This is a genomic window from Glaciimonas immobilis, from assembly GCF_011947285.1.
GTDB lineage: Bacteria > Pseudomonadota > Gammaproteobacteria > Burkholderiales > Burkholderiaceae_D > Glaciimonas > Glaciimonas immobilis.
Genome location: NZ_JAAOZT010000001.1, coordinates 299228 through 313765, shown reverse-complemented (window position 1 = coordinate 313765; position 14538 = coordinate 299228). Strand labels below are relative to the sequence as shown.

Sequence of the window (14538 nt, the reverse complement as noted above, 5' to 3'; positions counted from 1 at the left end):
AAATTCTTACCTTTTAACGATGGACGCTTGCCTCGTTGGGAATGCCCTCAATAGGCGCTTCTGCTGTACCTGGCGTTGACCGGGTCATGGCTTCTACCATCTTGCGCGTACCTTCCGGATCATTGACCCACTTTTCATAGAACTGGAACGGACATGCAGCCACGCCATTCGGATCTTCCCCGGAGTTAATTTTCCCTGTGTAGCCGCGGTGGAGAAGCTTGTAGAGGTGATTCTGCGACTGCATGTTTTTACGCGCGTCACGAATTAGGCTCATCGACATCTCCCCGTACTGAATGCCCATGTCTTCTTCGCCGCACTCGCCCATCGTGCGTCCGTCAAATCCAATGAGGGCCGAGTGGCCAAAGTACGAGTAGACACCATCAAACCCCGTAGCATTGGCCACAGCGACATAGACGTTGTTCATCCATGCCATAGCCCTGGAGACCAGAATCGTCTGCTCTTTGCCTGGATACATGTAACCCTGACAGCGGACGATGAGTTCGGCGCCACGCATCGCACAGTCGCGCCAGATCTCGGGATAGTTGCCATCATCGCAGATGATGAGGCTTATCTTCATGCCCTTCGGGCCATCGGACACGTACGTGCAGTCGCCCGGATACCAACCTTCGACCGGCACCCATGGCATGATTTTGCGATACTTCTGGACGATCTCGCCCTTATTGTTCATCAGAATCAGGGTGTTATACGGCGCCTTTTTCGGGTGCTCTTCATGACGCTCGCCAGTCAGCGAGAAGACGCCCCATACATTGGCTTTGCGACATGCCTCTGAAAAGATCGCAGTTTCATCTCCCGGAATAGTGACTGCTGTGTCATACATCTCCTGCGAGTCGTACATGATGCCATGCGTAGAGTATTCCGGGAAGATCACGAGATCCATTCCTGGAAGGCCGCGCTTCATACCGACGACCATTTCAGCAATTTTGCGCGCATTTTCCATCACTTCTGCCTTGGTGTGCAGGCTAGGCATTTTGTAATTCACGACAGCCACGCCCACACAGTCATTGCTACTTGATATATCTCCGTGTCTCATTACTTTCTCCTTGGTTAAATAAACAGCCGCTCAAACGGTGAGATACGACCGTACTTCTTCAATGTTCAAGGTGCTCTTTTCATCCGAGCGCACGATCCGGCCGCGATCAATAACGACTACCCGATCAGCAACTTCCAATGCAAAACTTAGCACCTGTTCAGATACAAGGATGGCAATCCCAAGTTCGGCGCGAAGCGCATTAAGGGAGCGCGCAATTTCTTTGATAATTGACGGCTGTATGCCTTCTGTCGGTTCGTCAAGAATAAGCACCTTGGGCTTCGATACCAGAGCGCGCGCGATGGCCAATTGCTGTTGCTGGCCTCCGGACAAGTTGCCTCCCTTGCGGTCCTTCATCTCGCGCAGTACAGGGAAAAACTCATAAATGAAAGATGGGATGCTGCCATAGCGTCCGGTCTCAAGCCCGGTCAGAATGTTTTCTTCAACCGAGAGCTGGCTAAAAATCATGCGTCCCTGCGGGACAAAGGCCAGTCCGGCCTGGACGCGCTTGTAACTCGACAATCCGGCCAGCTCATGAGCGTCGAGTTTGATCGATCCGTTCTTGGCGGGGACCATTCCGATCACCGACTTCAGCAAGGTACTTTTTCCCATGCCATTACGGCCCACCACGGCAATGGCCTTTCCTGGGGCTAGCTCCAGCGAGGCGTCGTAGATAACATGGCTTTCACCATAAAACACGTTCAGGTTTGAAATACTAAGCATAATTACCTCAATGTCCCAGATACACTTCAATGACGCGCGGATCGTTCTGTACCTGGTCAACCGAACCTTCGGATAACAGCTTTCCTTGATGTAACACTGTGACCTTGTTTGCGATCGATTTGACAAAATCCATATCGTGTTCAATGACGACAAGAGATTTACCCAAGGCAATCTTCTTCAGAAGCTCTGCCGTTTGCTCCCGCTCGCGCGGAGACATGCCAGCGACTGGTTCGTCCAAGAGTAGCAAGTCCGGTCCTTGGGTCAGCAGCATCCCGATCTCGAGCCACTGCTTTTGTCCATGCGAGAGCTTGCCGGATTTAGTTCTTAGCTGATCCGCCAGCATGATCTCCTGCGCCACATTTTCAATGATCTCTTTAACGTGTTGGGTGCGCTTGAAGAAGATGGAAGCCCAGATTCCGTGCGCCTCCGGTAGGGATATCTCCAGGTTTTCAGCCACCGTCAGATCTTCGTAAATCGACGGAGTCTGAAATTTGCGTCCTACGCCTTTTCTTACAATCTTAAATTCGGGCAGATGCGTCAACTCGATACCCCGAAACCGTATGCTTCCCGAAGACGGCTTGGTCTTACCGCAGATCATATCGAGGAGGGTCGTCTTCCCGGCACCGTTTGGTCCGATAATGACGCGCAGTTCCTTCTCCGCAATCGACAGCGATAGATTGTCTACCGCCTTGAAGCCATCAAAGGAGACCGTCAAATTTTCCACGGTCAAGATGTGGCCGGAGGGCGACGTTGCGCGAGGAATCGCGATAGGCGCCAGAGTGTGCGGCTTTTCAGCAATAAAAGTAGGCATGGGGCTTCCTCTAGGCTTTTATTCGTAGGACACGCTGCACAGTACCGGCAAGCCCGTTCGGCATGAATGCAACAACGATGATAAACATGGCGCCGAGAAAAAACAGCCAGCTTTCGGGAAACTGCTCTGACAGATAGGATTTCAGGAAGCCGACCGCCAGCGCGCCAATTACCGCCCCCGGCACAGATAGTCGTCCACCAAGCGCCGCGTAGATCACCATTTCTACTGATGCTACCGATCCCACCAGAGTCGGTGTAATCAAACCAACCTGAAGCGTAAAGAGCGCTCCGCCCACGGAGGAAAGGACCGCTGCCACGGCAAATATAAATGCTTTGATCATGGCGGTGTCATAACCGGAAAAACGCACACGGTCTTCGCGATCACGCACAGCAATCAAAATCTTTCCGAAGCGGGTATGAAGCAGCCAGGCCGAAAGCGCCATGAACACAAGAAGCAAGCCCACTTCGACAAAATAGATATTGCGCTTGCTCTGATCGCCAAGGATGTCAAATCCGAGTAGTGTATTGAAATCTGTGATGCCATTCTCTCCACCAGTATGGCCTTGCTGTCCCACGATCATGACTGTCATTGCCAGCGCCAACGAAATGGTAACAATTGCGAAATACACGCCGCTCACGCGCTTTTTAAAGATGAGATAAGCGAAGGGAAACGACAGGACAATGGGGACAACAATAATCGCACAGAGGGTCACCCAAAAATTGGTAAAGGGCTGCCACCAGGTTGGAAGGTGATCGACGCTACTCCACACCATAAAGTCCGGCAAATTTGGCGCGGATGCTTCCACTTTAAGAAACATGGCCATCATGTAGCCGCCAAGTCCAAAGAAGATACCCTGGCCCAAACTAAGGATGCCGCAATACCCCCAAGCAAGGACAATACCAATCGCAACAAATGCAAATGACATGTACTTGCCGATCGAGCCCAACCAGAACGGCCCTAAAACGAGAGGGAAAATTACCAGGAGCAGCACCGCAACACACACGTGCGCGGCCAACTCGGATTTTTTTTGTAAGGAATTCATTATTAAGCCCTCACTTTGGAAGAGAAAAGGCCATTCGGACGGAAATACAGAACAACAATAACTAGTAATAAAATGCACACTTTAGCCATCGATCCACTCATCAAATATTCAAGGGTTGTCTGTGACTGGGCAATTAGGAAGCTGGAAGCTGCAGTTCCAAACAGGCTTGCAACTCCGCCAAACACGACCACGATAAAAGAGTCGACGATATAAAGCTGTCCGGTACCTGGATTGGTTGAGCCAATCATCGTGAACACGGAACCCGCAATCCCTGCAAGCCCTGACCCCAAAGCAAAAGTGAGCGCATCGACGCGATTGGTATCAATGCCCACTGCAGAGCTCATCGCGCGATTTTGGGTGACCGCGCGAGCACGTAGTCCAAGGCGGGTCTTATACAGAATGAGGTAAACACCGACTGCCACAACAATCGTCAGGCCAATGATAAAAATTCGGTTCAAGGGGAGTTGGATATCAGCCGTCGGAGACCAAGCCCCGCTTAACCAGGACGTCAATGGCACTGACACTTCTTGCGGACCAAAGATGGTGCGGTATGCCTGCTGCAGGATCAGGCTTAATCCCCAGGTAGCGAGCAGCGTATCGAGCGGGCGATTGTAAAACCAACGAATAAACCCGCGCTCAAGTAGATAACCAAAAGCAAAGGTCACGGCAAATGCAAGGAAAATGCCTGCAAAAAGATACAGTCCCATCAACGAGGGAAGAAACCGGGAAAAGAAGGCAGCCGTCAGGTAAGTGATGTAAGCACCAAGTGCCATTAATTCACCGTGCGCCATATTAATCACGCCCATCAAACCAAAGACAATGGCCAAGCCAAGCGCCATCAATAACAACACTGTAAAAAGGCTCAAACCGCTGAAAAGCTGCATGACAACCGTAGCGAAAGACATAACCACTCCTACCAACAAAAGCATAGTTCGAGCGAGACCGGCACGCCGGCCTCGAACACGGATTACAGCGGGATCAAATCTTCGGAAACGGATTTGGCTCCATCACGGGCGACTCGTACACTATGTCGAATTGACCATCGCTGCGAGCACGGCCAACGCGCACCTTTTTGGCGACGTGATGATTATTTGCCACTTTTATTTGACCTTCGGGTGCATCAAAAACGATTCCTTCAGAAGCAGCAATTACCTTGTCGACGTCAAAAGACTTAGCTTTTTCAACGGCCAACTTCCAGAGATAGACCGCGTTATAAGCGCATTCCATCGGATCGCCCACGACACGGTTCTGGCCGTACTTAGCTTTCAGGGCTTTGACGAACTTTTCATTTTGCGGGTTCTTCAGACTTTCAAAGTAGCCCATGCATGCGTAGTAGCCAACCGCATTATCTTTTCCAATGCCGTCGATCTCATTTTCTGAAACGACAGTGGAAAGCAACTTAAGCTTTTGACCGTCGAGGCCAGCCGCCTTCAACTGCTTATAAAATGCCACATTGCTGCCACCGACAACGGTCGAATAAACCCAATCCGGCTTGGCGGCCTTGATTTTATTGATAATCGACGAGAACTCTGTGTGTCCAAGGGGTGCGTACTCTTCACCGACGAGCTTACCGCCAAGGCGGGCAATGGTAGGCTTGGCTATCTTGTTGCACGTGCGCGGGTAAATGTAGTCAGAGCCAACCAAGAAGAAGGTCTTCCCCTGCTGTTTGGCCATCCATTCAATGGCGGCGATGACGGATTGCGTCGCTTCCTGCGAAGTATAGATGACGGACTTGTCCTGTTCCTGTCCTTCATAGTAGGTCGGATAGTACAGGAGGCCGTGTGACTGATGAAGCACCGGTAAGATGGCTTTACGAGAGGCGGAGGTATAACAACCAATGATCGCAGCGACTTTGTCGCGCTCTAGCAATTTTTTTGTTTTTTCTGCAAACGTCGGCCAGTCGCTGGCACCGTCTTCGACAACGGCCTCAATTTTCTTCCCCATAACGCCACCGGCGGCATTAATTTCATCAATTGCAAGTTTCTCTGCGTCAACCAAAGCAGCTTCGGCCAGCGCAATTGTCCCCGTCAAGGAGTGAAGCAAGCCTAACTTGACAGTGTTACCGTCTGCAGCAAGCGCGCTAGTTGACCCAAGGAAAAGTCCTGGAACAGCACTGGCAGCAATAAGAGAGGTGCCTGTTTGAATAAATTTGCGTCGATTAATATTTTTCACGCTGTCTCCTGATCATTTTAAAAAAATGTTGCCACTTATAATTATGTGGACTATTGATTTTTAACATTTCAAAACGTTACTGATTTTTACAAACAAAAAAGCCCTGATGCGACTATTGAAAGTCTGCTCAGGGCTCTTTTGCCATGTACTCATGCCGACGGTGTTGGCGGCAAGTTACGTAAATTATTCAGTTGTTGGAGATTACTCCCGCTGTGTTTCTTCTGTCAAGAAAGTTTTTAAATTTTTAACGGCGACTTATCTCACGACAGGACGCACACGGATTCAATCCGGCATTCTTTGCTTTGCATTAATGCAGATGCTGTCATAAATTGGGGAGCGGCGCGGAGCGATAACGTTTGATCGCATTCTTTCAGCAGGAAGTCAGCGCACTACCCATCCAAGCCCTCAGTGCTAGCCAACCGCTACCGCGGACTATTCGGACGGCGCGATATTCAGTTTATGAACGAAAACGATCTCGTCGCAAATGGGCTTGAACACGGTGCTCTGGTCGACATTGTAACGATGCTTCTGGGTTTCAGCTTCGCCTCGAAAAGATCGCAGCGATCGCTTAGCCGATTGCCCGTGGTTCCGTAGGTGCCTATTCCCCTGAGGCGAATGTGCTGGTCCCCTTGAATTGTTTTGATATAGAGAGTGGAACACCGTCGTACAAGTCCATACCCATTTGCGTAATCCCCCACGACCGCACCTAGACCTCCTTAGTAGCAAAAATAGTCATCCGGGAAAGCATAGATGCCTCGTCTTTGCAAGATTACAGTTTGCATTCACGACTCAACGATATTCAGCTCGGTTTCGAACTCGCTAATAATTGGGAGTAACAGCGACACCATAACTCACCTTGGTAAATTCAAATATCCGCCTCATCCCGGGGTGGGTTATAGAAGCGTTCTTCTGCTTCTGCCGCGGCAATGATGTCCTCTTTGGCTTGCTGCTTTTCCAACAACTCTTGCGCGTGTTGCGCGAGGCTTTCTGCCCGACTTATTGGGGTTTCCAAAGAAATCCGCCCCAACGCACCCGTACGAAAATCTTGCAACAAGGTGTTTGCAGCCTTTTCAATATCATAGCCACCACCTTTGAGCCGATAACCGCGCCGAATAGCAACGCCTTCAATCACATCCACGCCGTCGGTGGTGTCGGTGATTTTCATGCCGAAACGGGCCGCGACCAATTCTGGGTAGCGCTGTAACAGCACATCTGCAAGATAGGTCGCGACTTCTTCTTCAATCAGCGCATTGACGCCGACGGCATGGCTGGCGGCCAGCATCATGCCGTCGCTCGGCAACGCAATCTTGGGCCACAACATACCCGGGGTGTCGATCAGGACCATATTTTTGTTGAGGTACAAGCGCTGCTGGACTTTGGTCACGGCAGGCTCGTCACCGACCGCTGCGACGCGCTTTTTCAGCAACGCATTCATCAGCGTCGATTTGCCGACGTTGGGAATGCCCATGATCATCATGCGCAGGGGCTTGAGCGGCGTGCCGCGATGCGGTGCCAGCGCCAATGCCAAACCCGGCACTTTAAGGACGTCCGACGGCTTCTTGCAACTCAATGCGACGGCATTTACGTCTTTTTGGCTGTTGTAATGATTGATCCAGGTCTGCGTGGCAACCGGGTCTGCCAAATCACTTTTATTCAGAATTTTGAGGCAAGGACGCTGACGAAACAGTCGCAGTTGCTCGATCATCGGGTTGCAGCTGGCCTGCGGAATGCGGGCATCCAGCACCTCGATGATCATATCGACCTTTTCCATGGCTTCCGCCGCCTTTTTGCGGGCAGCGTTCATGTGGCCGGGGAACCATTGTATGGACATGCGTTTTCTTGCCTGACAAAATAAACCGCTATTGTACGGACTTCCCTGCTAAATCCTCACGAACTTGTCCCACAAACAACGGTTTAGCCAGATTTTAAGCAGATTATTCCAAGTCGGCCAACACTTTTAAGTGCGCGACAACACTGCGTCCCAACGCAGATAAATGATAACCGCCCTCCAGACAGCTGACTATGCGGCCGTCGGCGTGTTGTTTTGCGACCTGCACGATCTGTTGCGTGATCCACGCATAATCGGCCTCCACCAACGACATCTGGCCCATATCGTCTTCGCGGTGGGCATCAAATCCGGCAGAAATAAAGATCATTTGCGGTTTATGCGCATGCAATGCCGGCAACCATATGTCGGTCACCAACTCCCGGACCACCTCGCCGCCGGAATAAGCAGGCACCGGCACGTTGATAATATGCGCTGGTGTCGGCCCGATACCGCTGAAGGGATAAAACGGGTGTTGAAAGAAACTGACCATCAGCGCCCGCGGATCTTGTAAAAACGCTTGTTCGGTGCCGTTACCGTGATGCACATCAAAATCAATAATCGCTACGCGCTCCAGACCATGCGCGACCATCGCATGACGGGCCGCAATCGCCACGCTATTAAACATGCAAAAGCCCATCGGCGCGGCGCTAGTAGCGTGGTGGCCGGGCGGGCGAATCGAACAGAAGGCGTTATCCAGATCGCCGGCAATTACCGCATCGGTCGCGGCAATTGCGGTACTGACCGCGCGCAATGCAGCCCGCCAGCTGTGCTGATTCAGAAAGGTATCGGCGTCCAGCGGATAGTGCGCGACGCCGCTCCTGGACAAGGCCAGTGAATTGGCGCGCACCAAATCGATTGCCTCAAGACTATGTACGCGTGCAATCGCGCTCACCAACGTCGGCTCGTCAACATCCGGGACATCGCGATAGTCCAGCCACTGCGCAATCCGGCTGGCGATCAATTGGTCTTCAATGGCTTGCAGCCGTTGCGGCGACTCCGGGTGCCATGCACCCATTTCATGTAATTTACAGTCTGGGTGGGTATAAAAAGCGGTTGTCATTTTATTTTTCTAATAATCTAAATACTTGCTAATAATTTGATGTCTACTATGTGTAGTGTACCCAAGAAAAGGTGCGATGGATAAACAAGCTTGTTGTGTTCTTATCAAGCAGATAATTCTCGATTTGCGGCAGTAGTAGCAGTAAGTACCGAAATCGCGCTACTCTTCGCAGCAACTCATGCGCGACGCGACTCAATAGCGCCACTTCGCAACGTAAAAATGCAGCTTAGCAGGACAGTCAAGTTACCGGCAAAACCTGTTCGCCATCTAATTTGCCCTCCACCAAAGGCCCCATGTTCGCAAAAATCCACGCTGTCGCTAAACAGGTCAACCAAATTGTTGTTGGCAAAGAGATGCAAATTCGTCAGGCGCTGGTCTGCCTGCTCGCTGGCGGGCATTTACTGATTGAGGACGTTCCCGGCGTCGGCAAAACGACATTAGCGCATGCCCTGGCGATTTCGCTTGGATTGCGCTTCAACCGCCTTCAGTTCACCAGTGACTTGTTGCCCGCAGACATTGTCGGCATCTCGGTGTTTGATCGTGAAAAAAATAATTTCCTGTTTCATCCCGGCCCGGTATTTACGCAAGTCCTGTTAGCGGATGAAATCAATCGCGCCACGCCAAAAACCCAGTCGGCGCTACTCGAGGCGATGGAAGAACGACAAGTCACCGCCGAAGGCCGGACCCGCGATTTGCCTGAGCCGTTCTTTGTGATTGCTACCCAAAATCCGTCCCATCAGGTTGGCACCTTTGCGCTGCCAGAGTCCCAACTGGATCGTTTTTTGATGTGTTTGTCGCTAGGTTATCCGGACGCCGTCGCGGAACGTGCGCTATTAATGGGCGAGGACCGGCGCCTCTTGCTAAAGTCTTTGCAAAAAGTGATGGAGCCCAGCGAGATGATAGAAGCGCGGCTAAGTCTGCGTGACATTCATACCTCCCCGGCGCTGATCGACTACATTCAGGCGCTGGCACAGGCATCGCGCCAGGAGGCATTGTTCGTTGAAGGGATGAGCCCACGTGCCGCGATTGCGCTGGTGCAGGCGGCTAAAGCGTGGGCCGCGCTGGAGGGACGCAATCATGTGATACCGGAAGACGTGCAGGCGGTGCTGGTGCCGGTCACAGCACATCGTTTGCGCCCGCTAAAATCGCGCAATGGCAGCGGAACCGTCATGGGAAGTCGAGATATGGTCTTACAGTTGCTCAAATCCGTTCCCGTTTGAGTCCGGCCGCGTGACTCCCATGCCAACTTTATACGATAAGCCGCATCAAAAAGAACGCCGGACCAGACGCAGAATGCCGTTTCGGCTGACGCTTTCATTTAAGTTTCCATTCAAACCGCGCGACTCGCGACCGGAGATCGGCGAGATTTTTCTGGACCAGCGCCGGGTGTATATTTTGCCCACGCGGGCAGGTTGCGCCTTTATCGGCATACTGCTGGTACTGTTCATAGGTGCAATTAATTACAACCTTAGCCTTGGGTTTGGGCTGACGTTTGTATTGGCGGCCTGTGCGCTGATCGACATGCATCTGACCTTCCGCAATCTGGCGTTTCTGCATTTGGCTTCGGGTCAGAACGCGCCCGTATTTAGCGGTGAGGAAGCGCTATTCAACCTGCGCCTGATTAATCGCCGCAAACATCCCCGCTATGCCATATGGTTAAATTTCATCAGCGGCGATCTGGCTGATCTGGAGCGACCCGTGGATGTCGCCGCAGCGAGTTTTAGCGCGGTCGTGTTGACAGCAACGACATCGGAACGCGGCAGAATGCCCGCACCGAGAGTACGCCTGCAAACGCGGTTTCCGATGGGGTTTTTGCGTGCCTGGTGCTATTGGCAACCAGACGGCTCGGTGATGGTCTATCCCCAACCGGAAGACCCGGGGTCAGCGCCGCCGCTCCCGATTACAGCACTGGAAGGGAGCACCGGTCAGGCCCATGCCGGTCATGAGGATTTTGCCGGTGTGCGTGCGTATCAGCCGGGCGACTCGCTTAAGCACCTGGCGTGGCGTCAAATTGCCAAACTCAGCACAGCGGACGATCCAAACTTAATCACTAAATATTTTGACGATGGCGCGGCCAGCGATTTGACGCTGGATTATGCCGCGTTGCCACCCGGAATGGACGTAGAAGCCAAACTGTCGCGCCTCACCCGCTGGGTTCTAGAGGCTGAAATGCTGGGGTTGTCCTACGCATTTCGGATTGGAGATATCGATTATGTATCAGCCGTCGGTGCCGCCCATCAACAGGCGTGCTTGCAAGCGCTCGCATTATACGAGGGCGGCGCATGACGGAATCAATTGACCGGCCTGAGATTATCAAGGGCGCAGAGAGCATCCGGAAACCACACGCTGCGGCGCACAACTTGCCAAACTCGGCTACTACTGCCGTGGCGACCGGATTAAGAAGGTTGACAAGATTAACAAGGTCAACAAGCGCAGGCCACAGGTCCGGCACTAGGTTCAAGAATCCATTCGGCACGTTACCCCGTGACAAAAGCGACACCTTGTTCCTGTTATTTGCGTGCAGCATGGTGTTGTTGCCGCACATAGATCATTTGCCGATATGGATCTCCATCACCTGCGCGCTAACCCTCCTGTGGCGCGCCACCATCACATGGCAAGGCATGCGATTGCCGCGGCCAGTATTGCTATTGCCGCTGGCGTTCTTCGCGCTACTCGCGGTATATCTTAACGACCGTACGATGTTCGGACGTGACGCCGGCGTCAAAATGCTGGTGCTGTTACTGACGTTCAAGTTACTAGAGATGCGTGCGCGTCGAGACGTTTTTGTGGTGCTGTTTCTGAGTTTTTTTCTGGTCCTGACGACATTCTTCTACTCGCAATCCATCCTTACCGCATTACTTGTCATAGCCACCATCATCGTGCTGCTGACCGCACAGATATCTTTTCAGTTCACGGGTGTCATACCGCGTCTGCGGCAGCGCCTGCGCATGGGCAGTATGGTTTTAATGCTTGCCATCCCGCTCACGCTGGTGTTGTTCCTGCTGTTTCCAAGGATTCAAGGCCCGCTTTGGGGAATGCCAGGCGACGCTAACGGCGGTCGTAGCGGCATGTCCGACAGTATGGCCCCCGGGACGATATCGCAACTTGCGATGTCTGAAGAGATCGCTTTTCGTGTTAAGTTTATGGATCCTGCCCCAGCACCAGCGCAACGCTACTGGCGCGGCGCGGTGCTGACCAACTTCGACGGACGCACCTGGACGCGCCGAGTACAGCGCCAAGTTCAGCACCAACCTTCATCTTCCGAAACAGATTCGTCCTCGTCTGATTCATCCTCGCCCGATTCCTCACTACTTGATCCGTCACCACTTAATGCGCCGCCTAAGGCTTCCATTCGTCAGCAGATCACTATGGAACCGTCCGGTCAGCACTGGCTTTTTGCGCTGGAAATGCCGCAATTTGCCCCAGCACTCGAAACCAACCCACCTAGTCGCAGCCACATAAACGCGGACCGTGAGCTGTTGTCAGATCGGCCCATAGGCGACCGGGTACGTTACGACGTGACATCCGAAATTGATACCGACGGGAACCATTTTGACCTCGCTAACGACACTTTTGCGGCGTTGCAACAAGCACTGACGTTGCCAAGAGGCTTTAATCCCCGAACCATAGCCTTGGCTGCCAAATTACGCTCAGAAACCTCTGGCGATAGCGATATGGTCAACGCCGTGCTCCAACTTTTTCACAACGAAAATTTCAGTTACACTTTAGAACCGCCTCTGCTTGGTCGCGATAACGTCGACGAATTTCTGTTCTCCACCCGCGCTGGCTTCTGCGAGCATTACGCTAGTGCTTTTGTCGTCCTGATGCGCGCGGCTAATATTCCCGCACGCGTCGTCACGGGCTATCAAGGCGGTGAAATTAATCAGGTAGACGGCTACATGACCGTGCGTCAATCAGATGCGCACGCGTGGGCTGAGGTGTGGAAAGAAGGGGTTGGTTGGGAGCGCGTTGATCCTACGGCCGCCGTGGCGCCGGAACGCATCCAGAAACCATTGCATCAGCTCCTGCCGCGCAGTTATCTTGGCGGTCTGATCAACCTCAATCCTGCACAAAATAGTTGGTGGAACAAACTGCCCGACATTCGCGCCAATTGGGAGGCGCTGGGGAATAACTGGAATCAATGGGTGCTGAACTACTCGCCGGACCGCCAAAAAGGCTTGCTGCAATATTTCGGCATACAACAAATGAGCTGGCAAATGCTGGTGGGCCTGATGATAGGAATGGGATCTTTGGCGCTGGCGGTGGTGTTACTGCCGTTACTGTTAGTGCGCAACAAAATTGATCCGCTTGATAAGCTATACTCGCTATTTTGCAAGCGTATGGTGAAGTATGGCATGTCGCGCGAACTTCATGAAGGCCCGCTTGCCTATCGGGAGCGGCTATGTGCGGCCCCCTCGGCGCTGAAGCCGCAGGCGAAAATTGCGATAACGCTATTCCTTAGAAGTTATGAAGCGCTCCGTTACGGCGTAAATAACGGTCCCGACAAGATCACGCTAAAAGCATTAAAAATCCAATTCAAAAAACTTAAACCTTTGCTATCTTAATCTTGATGAATCCTACTACTCACGCCAAATCGCCCGCTGTTACACTTCCACGCCCCCGACTTTGCGTCGCTATTGCGATCGCGATGCTGAGCGCTGCATGTGCGGTTAGCCCACCCGCCGTGGAGCAGTCCAGCCCGGGCAACCGCCCGGTTACGCCTGCCCCCACTCCGCCGGTGTCAACTAATTCGGTTGCCAGCCCTACGGTAACGACCTCACCACCGCGACTTGTGGACTCGGGCATTGCGCCTGCTGCCAGCGATGATAGTGAGTTCGCTAATTTTGGTCAGTGGAAAGCCGTTTCGGTTTTCATGGACGATATGGTCGCCAGAAATGGCTTCACCCGCGCCGAACTGGAAGCGGTGTTCAATAAAACACGCCTGGTGAATAGCGCGATTCAGTTAATGAAACCGGGGCCACCGGGCAAACCGAAAAACTGGGCGGCCTATCGCGCCCGTTTCGTGGAACCGATACGCATCAAGGCCGGGGTTAAATTTTGGAACACTTACGCCGACGCGCTCGCCCGCGCCGAAGCCCAATACGGTGTTCCCGCAGAGATCATCGTCGGCATCATTGGCGTTGAAACCGTCTACGGACGCAATACCGGCAATTTTCGGGTGATGGATGCCATTACCACGCTGGCCTTCGATTACCCGAACACCCCCACCCGCGAAGCGCGCATGGCATTTTTCCGCAAGGAGCTGGAAAATACGCTCCTGTTTGCACGCGAGTCAAATATTGATCCTTTCTCCCTACTCGGTTCTTACGCGGGTGCGATCGGTTGGCCACAATTTATGCCGAGTAGTATTCGCCAATACGGCGTAGATTTTGACGGCGATGGCAAAATTGATTTGCGCAACTCACCGATTGATGCCATTGGAAGCGTTGCACACTATCTGCAGATTCACGGCTGGAAAGCGGGCGAGCCTATTGTTTTCCCGGCAACGCTGGAGACCGATACCAGTAGCGAAAATCGCTGGCAGGCATTTATCGGTCAGGGCCTGGAAGCCAAATTTTCGCTAGATGAGTTGAGCGCTGCAGGCGTAGTGTCGAAGGCCGCGTTCGACGGTTATCGCCAAATGAAATTCGGTCTGGTCGATTTGCAGAATGGCACGGGACCGACCGAACATTGGCTTGGTACCGATAACTTTTTTGCGATTACTAAATATAACCGCAGCTTCTTTTATGCGATGTCTGTGGTTGATCTGGGACGCGAGGTCCGCGCTGCCCGCTCGCAATAAATAAATAAAGGAGAGAGTGGGTCAGGCCGATCCACATGCCTGCAGGTAGCG

Annotated in this window: 12 protein-coding genes and 1 pseudogene; 5 read left to right on the top strand and 8 right to left on the bottom strand. The window is 52.6% G+C overall.

Annotated features, from left to right (window positions below):
- Positions 1-13 precede the first annotated feature (13 nt).
- From HAV38_RS01380 to urtA, 6 genes are all read right to left on the bottom strand, one after another.
- Positions 14-1051, bottom strand: a complete 1038-nt coding sequence (locus HAV38_RS01380; RefSeq protein WP_168051667.1) for an aliphatic amidase — start codon at positions 1049-1051, stop codon at positions 14-16.
- 30 nt (positions 1052-1081) lie between these two features.
- Positions 1082-1771 carry an urea ABC transporter ATP-binding subunit UrtE gene (gene urtE, locus HAV38_RS01375; RefSeq protein ID WP_168051665.1) on the bottom strand — a complete coding sequence of 230 codons (690 nt, stop codon included), beginning with the start codon at positions 1769-1771 and terminating at the stop codon, positions 1082-1084.
- 7 nt (positions 1772-1778) lie between these two features.
- The gene (urtD, locus tag HAV38_RS01370; RefSeq protein WP_168051663.1) at positions 1779-2582 is read right to left on the bottom strand and encodes an urea ABC transporter ATP-binding protein UrtD; all 804 of its coding nucleotides are present in this window, start codon (positions 2580-2582) and stop codon (positions 1779-1781) included.
- A 10-nt stretch (positions 2583-2592) separates the two neighbouring features.
- Positions 2593-3624, bottom strand: coding sequence for an urea ABC transporter permease subunit UrtC (gene urtC / locus HAV38_RS01365; protein ID WP_168051661.1), 1032 nt, complete (start codon positions 3622-3624; stop codon positions 2593-2595).
- A gap of 2 nt (positions 3625-3626) precedes the next feature.
- On the bottom strand, positions 3627-4529 hold the full coding sequence (gene urtB / locus HAV38_RS01360) for an urea ABC transporter permease subunit UrtB (protein WP_184013411.1): 903 nt from the start codon (positions 4527-4529) through the stop codon (positions 3627-3629).
- 73 nt (positions 4530-4602) lie between these two features.
- Positions 4603-5796, bottom strand: coding sequence for an urea ABC transporter substrate-binding protein (gene urtA, locus HAV38_RS01355; RefSeq protein ID WP_209216583.1), 1194 nt, complete (start codon positions 5794-5796; stop codon positions 4603-4605).
- A gap of 411 nt (positions 5797-6207) precedes the next feature.
- Here urtA and HAV38_RS21745 point away from each other — a divergent pair.
- Positions 6208-6506: pseudogene (locus tag HAV38_RS21745) on the top strand (CbbBc protein); the annotation flags it as partial.
- A 155-nt stretch (positions 6507-6661) separates the two neighbouring features.
- Here the strand turns inward: HAV38_RS21745 and ylqF are convergent.
- Complete coding sequence (ylqF, locus tag HAV38_RS01350; RefSeq protein ID WP_168051659.1) at positions 6662-7627, bottom strand: ribosome biogenesis GTPase YlqF; 966 nt, start codon at positions 7625-7627, stop codon at positions 6662-6664.
- 103 nt (positions 7628-7730) lie between these two features.
- Positions 7731-8684, bottom strand: a complete 954-nt coding sequence (locus tag HAV38_RS01345; RefSeq protein WP_168051657.1) for a histone deacetylase family protein — start codon at positions 8682-8684, stop codon at positions 7731-7733.
- Positions 8685-8977: 293 nt separating this feature from the next.
- Here HAV38_RS01345 and HAV38_RS01340 point away from each other — a divergent pair, with 293 nt between their 5' ends.
- The 4 genes from HAV38_RS01340 to mltB are packed head-to-tail and all read left to right on the top strand — an operon-like array spanning position 8978 to position 14487.
- Entirely contained in the window at positions 8978-9904 is a 927-nt protein-coding gene (locus HAV38_RS01340; protein WP_168051655.1) for an AAA family ATPase, read from the top strand.
- Between the two features lie 19 nt (positions 9905-9923).
- The gene (locus tag HAV38_RS01335) at positions 9924-10970 is read left to right on the top strand and encodes a DUF58 domain-containing protein (protein WP_260326417.1); all 1047 of its coding nucleotides are present in this window, start codon (positions 9924-9926) and stop codon (positions 10968-10970) included.
- Positions 10967-13249: a transglutaminase TgpA family protein gene (locus HAV38_RS01330; protein WP_168051653.1), complete on the top strand. Its 2283-nt coding sequence runs from the start codon at positions 10967-10969 to the stop codon at positions 13247-13249. The genes HAV38_RS01335 and HAV38_RS01330 overlap by 4 nt, the downstream gene beginning before the upstream one ends.
- A gap of 5 nt (positions 13250-13254) precedes the next feature.
- The gene (gene mltB, locus HAV38_RS01325) at positions 13255-14487 is read left to right on the top strand and encodes a lytic murein transglycosylase B (RefSeq protein ID WP_245182128.1); all 1233 of its coding nucleotides are present in this window, start codon (positions 13255-13257) and stop codon (positions 14485-14487) included.
- Positions 14488-14538: the final 51 nt, after the last annotated feature.

Coding starts and splice junctions, on each gene's coding strand:
- HAV38_RS01380 (WP_168051667.1), bottom strand. CDS start 1,051: ATGAGACACGGAGATATATCAAGTAGCAATGACTGTGTGGGCGTGGCT.
- HAV38_RS01340 (WP_168051655.1), top strand. CDS start 8,978: ATGTTCGCAAAAATCCACGCTGTCGCTAAACAGGTCAACCAAATTGTT.
- HAV38_RS01335 (WP_260326417.1), top strand. CDS start 9,924: ATGCCAACTTTATACGATAAGCCGCATCAAAAAGAACGCCGGACCAGA.
- mltB (WP_245182128.1), top strand. CDS start 13,255: ATGAATCCTACTACTCACGCCAAATCGCCCGCTGTTACACTTCCACGC.
- urtD (WP_168051663.1), bottom strand. CDS start 2,582: ATGCCTACTTTTATTGCTGAAAAGCCGCACACTCTGGCGCCTATCGCG.
- HAV38_RS01330 (WP_168051653.1), top strand. CDS start 10,967: ATGACGGAATCAATTGACCGGCCTGAGATTATCAAGGGCGCAGAGAGC.
- urtB (WP_184013411.1), bottom strand. CDS start 4,529: ATGTCTTTCGCTACGGTTGTCATGCAGCTTTTCAGCGGTTTGAGCCTT.
- urtE (WP_168051665.1), bottom strand. CDS start 1,771: ATGCTTAGTATTTCAAACCTGAACGTGTTTTATGGTGAAAGCCATGTT.
- ylqF (WP_168051659.1), bottom strand. CDS start 7,627: ATGTCCATACAATGGTTCCCCGGCCACATGAACGCTGCCCGCAAAAAG.
- HAV38_RS01345 (WP_168051657.1), bottom strand. CDS start 8,684: ATGACAACCGCTTTTTATACCCACCCAGACTGTAAATTACATGAAATG.
- urtC (WP_168051661.1), bottom strand. CDS start 3,624: ATGAATTCCTTACAAAAAAAATCCGAGTTGGCCGCGCACGTGTGTGTT.